Origin of the sequence: Vibrio sp. B181a, from assembly GCF_030248375.1 — a bacterium.
Taxonomy (GTDB): domain Bacteria; phylum Pseudomonadota; class Gammaproteobacteria; order Enterobacterales; family Vibrionaceae; genus Vibrio; species Vibrio campbellii.
On the sequence record NZ_JAHGAD010000035.1, the window covers coordinates 102,332 to 108,575 of the forward strand.

At 46.2% G+C, this 6,244-nt stretch carries 6 protein-coding genes and 1 pseudogene; 3 read left to right on the forward strand and 4 right to left on the reverse strand.

Annotation, left to right across the window (positions count from 1 at the left end; genetic code table 11):
• Positions 1 to 14 precede the first annotated feature (14 nt).
• Genes sdhA through sdhC form a run of 3 tightly spaced genes read right to left on the reverse strand, consistent with a single transcriptional unit; the run spans position 15 to position 2,512 of the window.
• Positions 15 to 1,781: a succinate dehydrogenase flavoprotein subunit gene (sdhA, locus tag KIO97_RS15890; RefSeq protein ID WP_005426690.1), complete on the reverse strand. Its 1,767-nt coding sequence runs from the start codon at positions 1,779 to 1,781 to the stop codon at positions 15 to 17.
• A complete protein-coding gene (gene sdhD, locus KIO97_RS15895) occupies positions 1,782 to 2,126 on the reverse strand; it encodes a succinate dehydrogenase, hydrophobic membrane anchor protein (protein ID WP_005426689.1) in 345 nt (114 codons plus the stop codon).
• Complete coding sequence (gene sdhC, locus KIO97_RS15900) at positions 2,120 to 2,512, reverse strand: succinate dehydrogenase cytochrome b556 subunit (protein ID WP_005426687.1); 393 nt, start codon at positions 2,510 to 2,512, stop codon at positions 2,120 to 2,122. Before sdhC ends, sdhD begins: the two co-directional genes overlap by 7 nt.
• A 395-nt stretch (positions 2,513 to 2,907) precedes the next feature.
• Here sdhC and KIO97_RS15905 point away from each other — a divergent pair, with 395 nt between their 5' ends.
• Positions 2,908 to 4,197, forward strand: a complete 1,290-nt coding sequence (locus KIO97_RS15905) for a citrate synthase (RefSeq protein WP_005426685.1) — start codon at positions 2,908 to 2,910, stop codon at positions 4,195 to 4,197.
• 234 nt (positions 4,198 to 4,431) lie between these two features.
• On the opposite strand, the gene KIO97_RS15910 is transcribed toward KIO97_RS15905, so the two are convergent.
• On the reverse strand, positions 4,432 to 5,190 hold the full coding sequence (locus tag KIO97_RS15910; RefSeq protein ID WP_285383407.1) for a Nif3-like dinuclear metal center hexameric protein: 759 nt from the start codon (positions 5,188 to 5,190) through the stop codon (positions 4,432 to 4,434).
• 132 nt (positions 5,191 to 5,322) lie between these two features.
• Between KIO97_RS15910 and KIO97_RS15915 the strand changes: the two genes are divergently transcribed.
• Both KIO97_RS15915 and KIO97_RS15920 read left to right on the forward strand, forming a co-directional pair.
• Positions 5,323 to 6,075 carry a DUF1853 family protein gene (locus KIO97_RS15915; protein ID WP_285383408.1) on the forward strand — a complete coding sequence of 251 codons (753 nt, stop codon included), beginning with the start codon at positions 5,323 to 5,325 and terminating at the stop codon, positions 6,073 to 6,075.
• A gap of 42 nt (positions 6,076 to 6,117) precedes the next feature.
• Positions 6,118 to 6,244: pseudogene (locus KIO97_RS15920) on the forward strand (2-haloalkanoic acid dehalogenase); the annotation flags it as partial.

A 6,244-nucleotide genomic window follows, 5' to 3' on the forward strand; every position in this document is an offset into this window, starting at 1 on the left:
GTCATTTCCTCCTCTTAGTATGTACGTACTTTCGGTGGGAAAGCGTCACGGTGAACTGGCGTCATGTTTACATCACGCTTCGTCATCGCTTCTGTTTCCGGGTTGTAGATAGAGTGGCATAGCCAGTTTTCATCATCACGCTCTGGGAAGTCGAAACGAGCATGTGCACCACGGCTTTCTGTACGGTAGTTCGCCGCTACAGCTGTAGAGAATGCAGTTTCCATCAAGTTGTCTAGCTCTAGACACTCGATACGTTGCGTGTTGAATTCAGAAGACTTATCAGCAAGGTGTGCGTTTTGCAGACGCTCGCGGATCACTTTCAGCTCTTCTAGACCTGTTGCCATTGCATCACCTTCACGGAATACCGAGAAGCTGTTTTGCATGCAAGATTGCAGATCTTTACGGATTTGAACTGGATCTTCACCACCAGTGCTGTTTTCCCAACGCATAGTACGCGCTAGAGACGCTTCAATGTCAGATTCAGTTGCTGGGCGAGCTTCAGCTTGAGCAGCCAATGTTTCGCCAAGGTGTAGACCTGTCGCGCGACCAAATACCACAAGGTCAAGCAGTGAGTTACCACCCAGACGGTTTGCACCGTGTACTGATACCGAAGCGATTTCACCACATGCGTATAGACCTTGAACTTCAACGTCATTGCCGTCAGCAGTCTGCTTGATTGCTTGACCTGAAACTTGTGTTGGAACACCACCCATCATGTAGTGACAGGTTGGGATTACTGGAATTGGCTCTTTCACTGGATCCACATGCGCGAATGTGCGTGAAAGCTCACAGATACCTGGAAGGCGAGATTCAAGAACGTCTTTACCTAAGTGATCCAGTTTCAGCTTGATGTGTGGACCCCAAGGGCCGTCACAACCACGACCTTCACGGATTTCAATCATCATTGAACGCGCTACTACGTCACGACCAGCAAGGTCCTTCGCGTTTGGTGCGTAACGCTCCATGAAGCGCTCGCCGTCTTTATTTAGAAGGTAACCACCTTCACCACGACAACCTTCAGTAACAAGAACACCTGCGCCAGCGATACCCGTTGGGTGGAACTGCCACATTTCCATGTCTTGCATTGGAACGCCAGCACGAAGCGCCATACCAACACCGTCACCAGTATTGATGTGAGCGTTCGTTGTAGAAGCGTAAATACGACCCGCGCCACCTGTTGCTAGGATAGTTGCTTTCGATTTGAAGTAACAAATCTCGCCCGTTTCCATACAGATAGCAGTACAACCCATGATCGCGCCGTCTTGGTTTTTCACCAAGTCTAGTGCGTACCACTCAGAGAAGATGGTTGTTTTGTGTTTAACGTTTTGTTGGTAAAGCGTATGAAGAAGAGCGTGACCAGTACGGTCTGCCGCAGCAGCAGTACGAGCCGCTTGCTCACCACCAAATTCTTTCGATTGGCCACCAAACGGACGTTGGTAGATAGAACCGTTATCGAAACGAGAGAATGGTAGACCCATTTTTTCTAGCTCGATAACCGACTCAGGGCCATTCTTGCACATGTACTCGATAGCATTCTGGTCACCAATGTAATCAGAACCTTTTACTGTGTCGTACATGTGCCACTGCCAATCGTCCTTGTGCGAGTTACCAAGCGCAACCGTGATACCGCCTTGCGCAGATACAGTATGAGAACGAGTTGGGAAAACTTTTGACAACAAAGCACAAGATAGGCCTTGCTCCGAAATTTGCAGTGCAGCGCGCATACCTGCACCACCAGCGCCGATTACTACGGCATCAAACTCACGAACTGGAATAGACACTTACGCACCCCACAGAATAAATAGACCAGAGAAGACATAGCCGAATAGCACGGCAATAACACCAAGTTGCAGTGCGCCACGAAGTTTCGCGCACTTAATGTAATCCGTTAATACTTGCCACAAACCGATCCACGCGTGAATCAGAATCGAAACAAGTGCCAACATGGTGAAGACTTTAGTGAATGTGCCACCAAAGAATTGGGTCCAAGATGCGTAAGAGATATCTGAGAAAGCGCAGAAGCTCACCAGATAAATCGTGTATAGAGTCATAATGATCGCTGACGCACGAATCAGTAAGAAATCGTGGACACCGTTACGACCAAATGAAGAAACGTGTTTTACCATACCAAGATCCCCGCCAATAGTGATAACACTGCAGTAGCACCAAACGCGACTTTAGCGCTCATTGCGCCTGACTCGAGTTCTTCAAAGTGGCCTAGGTCCATCAACAAGTGACGAACACCACCAGCAATGTGGTAGGCAAGTGCAGTTAGAATTCCCCACAGAATGAATTTCACGAAGAAGCTATCGACGATGTCAGCGGCTTCCATAAAACCCATCGGGGATGACAGAGAAATGGACAGTAACCAAAGTAATATACCCACCGCAACAAACGTAATCACACCCGACACACGGTGTAGGATGGACGCGATTGCTGTGATAGGAAAGCGGATGGTCTGTAAATCTAAATTAACAGGTCTTGACTTTCTTTCTTTCACGGGCTTGCTCACTCAGCTCCATTGAGCATTTATTGTTATAACCAATTTCAGCTTCCAAACGTACAAAAGTTAACATTTGATTAACAAATACTCGCAATAAGCTCGGAGATAATTGTAAACACTTTGTTAACAAACGGAGTCCGTAAACAAACCTCACTTTTGTTTCCAGCCCCGAATTTATAAGGATTTAACTAAAATTTTCTGTGCCAATATACGGCCAGCAACATTCTAATACAATTGATGTAACAAATTATGCTACATAGAACAGATTTTTAACGATTTTCATGAGAAAAATCATAACAAGTGCACACAAAACTGGAGAAAAATTGACTTTAAGCTTTAACAACAGTACAAAAATGGCACATAAACATCCTGGACGGATTAAATAATAAACAAAGGAGATTGTTATGGCGGATAAGAAAGCTACCCTTCATGTTGAAGGTCATGCGCCGATCGAACTGCCAATTATGGACGGTACGCTAGGTACACCTGTGATTGATGTTCGTAAACTGGGAGCCAATGGTTACTTTACTTTTGACCCAGGTTTTCTTGCCACTGCATCTTGTGAATCATCAATTACGTACATCGATGGCGGCAAAGGCATTCTTTTGCACCGCGGTTACCCGATTGATCAATTAGCCAATAACGCAGATTACTTGGAAGTATGTTACATCCTGCTTTATGGCGAAGCCCCTACCCGTGAGCAATACGAGCAATTTAAAACAACTGTTACTCGCCATACTATGGTGCACGAGCAGATCGCAAGCTTCTTCCATGGCTTCCGTCGCGACGCTCACCCAATGGCAGTAATGTGTGGCGTAGTTGGTGCACTAGCGGCCTTCTACCACGATTCACTAGATATCAACAACGACGAGCACCGTGAAATTGCGGCTTATCGTCTACTGTCTAAAATGCCAACGCTGGCAGCGATGTGTTACAAGTACTCAATCGGCCAGCCGTTTATTTACCCTCGTAACGACCTAAACTACGCGGAAAACTTCCTGCACATGATGTATGCAAACCCATGTGAAGAATACGAAGTAAACCCTGTTGTTGCGCGTGCGATGGATAAAATCTTCACACTTCACGCAGACCACGAACAAAACGCTTCAACGTCGACAGTTCGTCTATCTGGTTCTTCTGGCGCGAACCCATTCGCGTGTATTGCCGCAGGTATTGCTTCTCTATGGGGTCCTGCACACGGTGGTGCAAACGAAGCGTGTCTTAAGATGCTTGAAGAGATCGGCAGCGTAGACAACATTCCTGAGTATGTTGAGCGTGCAAAAGACAAAGATGACCCATTCCGTCTGATGGGCTTCGGTCACCGCGTTTACAAGAACTACGATCCACGTGCGACAGTAATGCGTGAAACATGTCACGAAGTTCTTAAAGAGCTGAACATCCAAGATCCACTACTAGACGTAGCAATGGAACTTGAGCGCATTGCTCTTTCTGACGAATACTTCGTGTCTAAGAAGCTTTACCCGAACGTAGACTTCTACTCTGGCATCATCCTAAAAGCGATCGGTATTCCTGTATCGATGTTTACGGTAATCTTCGCGATTTCTCGTACTATCGGTTGGATCGCTCACTGGAACGAAATGCACAGCGACCCACTAAACCGAATCGGTCGTCCTCGTCAGCTATACACTGGTGAAACTCAACGTGAGTTCTCTCCATTGCACGAGCGTGAGTAACGGGTAGAATCGAGAATCGAATAAAATAAGGGTTGGCGTGAAAGCGTCAACCCTTTCTTTATTTAAGGAACTCAGGAACGAGCTGAAGCCCTATGGATGCGGGATAGCGCTCGTGCGGAGTCCGAGTACTTCGTCATCCTCAAGAGCGAGGGACGAGCGAGTTGGGGATCTGTTCTTCCCTTCAGATCCCGAAGTGCAACTGTCTCTCATAGCAAAGGACAAAACCCGTCCCTTCTATACTGGGTTGTCAATATCAATAAACGTAACGTCTAAACCATGCTCTTGCGCTAACCATTCCCCTAGCGCTTTAATGCCGTAGCGTTCGGTTGCATGGTGGCCAGCTGAGAAATAATGAATGTCTAATTCACGAGCCGTGTAAGTGGTACGTTCTGAGATCTCGCCCGAAATAAATGCATCTAATCCATGCTGAGCCGCAAGCTCAATGAAATCTTGACCACCGCCGGTACACCAGCCAACAGTCTCAATCATTTTGTCTGAATTTTCAGGCGCAATATGCAAAGGTTCACGGTTTAGGACTTGATTGATTTTGTGTGCGAAGTCAGCGCCTGTCATTGCCTGTTTCAAGCGCCCAAACATCGCTACCGATTGTGGGTGCCCTTCCAAGCCGCCTTCCACTTCAATATCTAGCAAACGAGCAAGTTCTGCGTTATTACCTAGCTCAGGATGAATGTCTAACGGTAAGTGATAACCATATAGATTGATATCATTTTTAATCAAGCTACGGATGCGATTTCCTTTCATACCACGAATTGGCTCAGGCTCTCCTTTCCAAAAGTAACCGTGGTGAACAAGCAGTGCATCTGCCTTTAACTCGATGGCTTTGTCGATCAATGCCTGTGAGGCTGTAACTCCAGTCACAATGCGTTTGATTTCTGATTTGCCTTCTACTTGCATACCATTTGGCGCGTAATCTTTGATAAGTTGCGGCGACAGTTTCTCGTTAAGGATCTTTTCCAGCTGTAAGTTATTCATTTTTACTTCCAATACTTGTGGCTTGAGCAAAGTGTATATCGAACCGCAATCTAGATGCCAGTTGTGACATCCCCAACTCAAATAAATTTCGATACAATAGGAAGGCTATGCCAGTGACAACAAGGATAATGGATGAATTCTCTACAACGTTTCTATCAATGGATTGCTTGCACCCCGCCACTTTTTAAACTTCAAACGCCATTTGCCACTGTAGAAGATCTTCTGGCATCACCTCTATCAGACAACGAAGACTACGATGGTAATCCACGACTTGGCTTCCTTTACCAACACCTTTGCACCAAGCTGCTGACTTACTCGCCTCGATATGAATTGATTGCTGAAGAGATTCAACTCAATGACAAGACTGGCCGCACGATTGGCGCCGTTGATTTGATCCTCAAGAATCAGGAAACCAAACAACACGAGCATTGGGAAGTGGCCATCAAGTTCTACTTACTGCATGAGGGTATTTGGTATGGGCCGAATGCTCACGACCAACTGCACAAGAAACTCGACCGCATGCTCACCCACCAACTAAAAATGAGTCAAAGAGAAGAGTTCCACCAACAGTTGCCGTTAGACAATATACCGAGTGAGCACCTTCTAATGCAGGGACGTCTTTACGTTAACCCTTTTTCAGCAGAACCTATCCCGACAAGCTGTTTAGGTTACGAACTAGACCCAAGCCAAATATCCGGTTACTGGTGCTATCAAAGCCAATGGGAGCAAATTGAAGAGCCACTTTACGCCCTCTCTAAACCACTTTGGGCAATAGGCAATGAGCAGTTCTTAGAGCCTATCGATAAACCATCCGATAGGTTTGTTCACGCTCAAACAAAGAACGGTCAATTTTGGTTTGTTGTACCGGATACTTGGCCGAACTAAAACGGGAAACGGGAAACGGGAAACGGGAAACGGGAAACGGGAAACGAGCACATTCTTCATGTTGGCGATCATCTGGTGACGGATGTTCAAGGTGCAAAACTCTCGGGTTTTGCCGCATGCTGGTTTAATGATATGAATAAAAATGTCATTAATCAGGCAAAAACACGAA

Bases quoted from the DNA above. Each gene is read 5' to 3' on its own strand.
- sdhD (WP_005426689.1), bottom strand. From the start codon at position 2,126: ATGGTAAAACACGTTTCTTCATTTGGTCGTAACGGTGTCCACGATTTC.
- KIO97_RS15905 (WP_005426685.1), top strand. From the start codon at position 2,908: ATGGCGGATAAGAAAGCTACCCTTCATGTTGAAGGTCATGCGCCGATC.
- KIO97_RS15910 (WP_285383407.1), bottom strand. From the start codon at position 5,190: ATGAATAACTTACAGCTGGAAAAGATCCTTAACGAGAAACTGTCGCCG.
- KIO97_RS15915 (WP_285383408.1), top strand. From the start codon at position 5,323: ATGAATTCTCTACAACGTTTCTATCAATGGATTGCTTGCACCCCGCCA.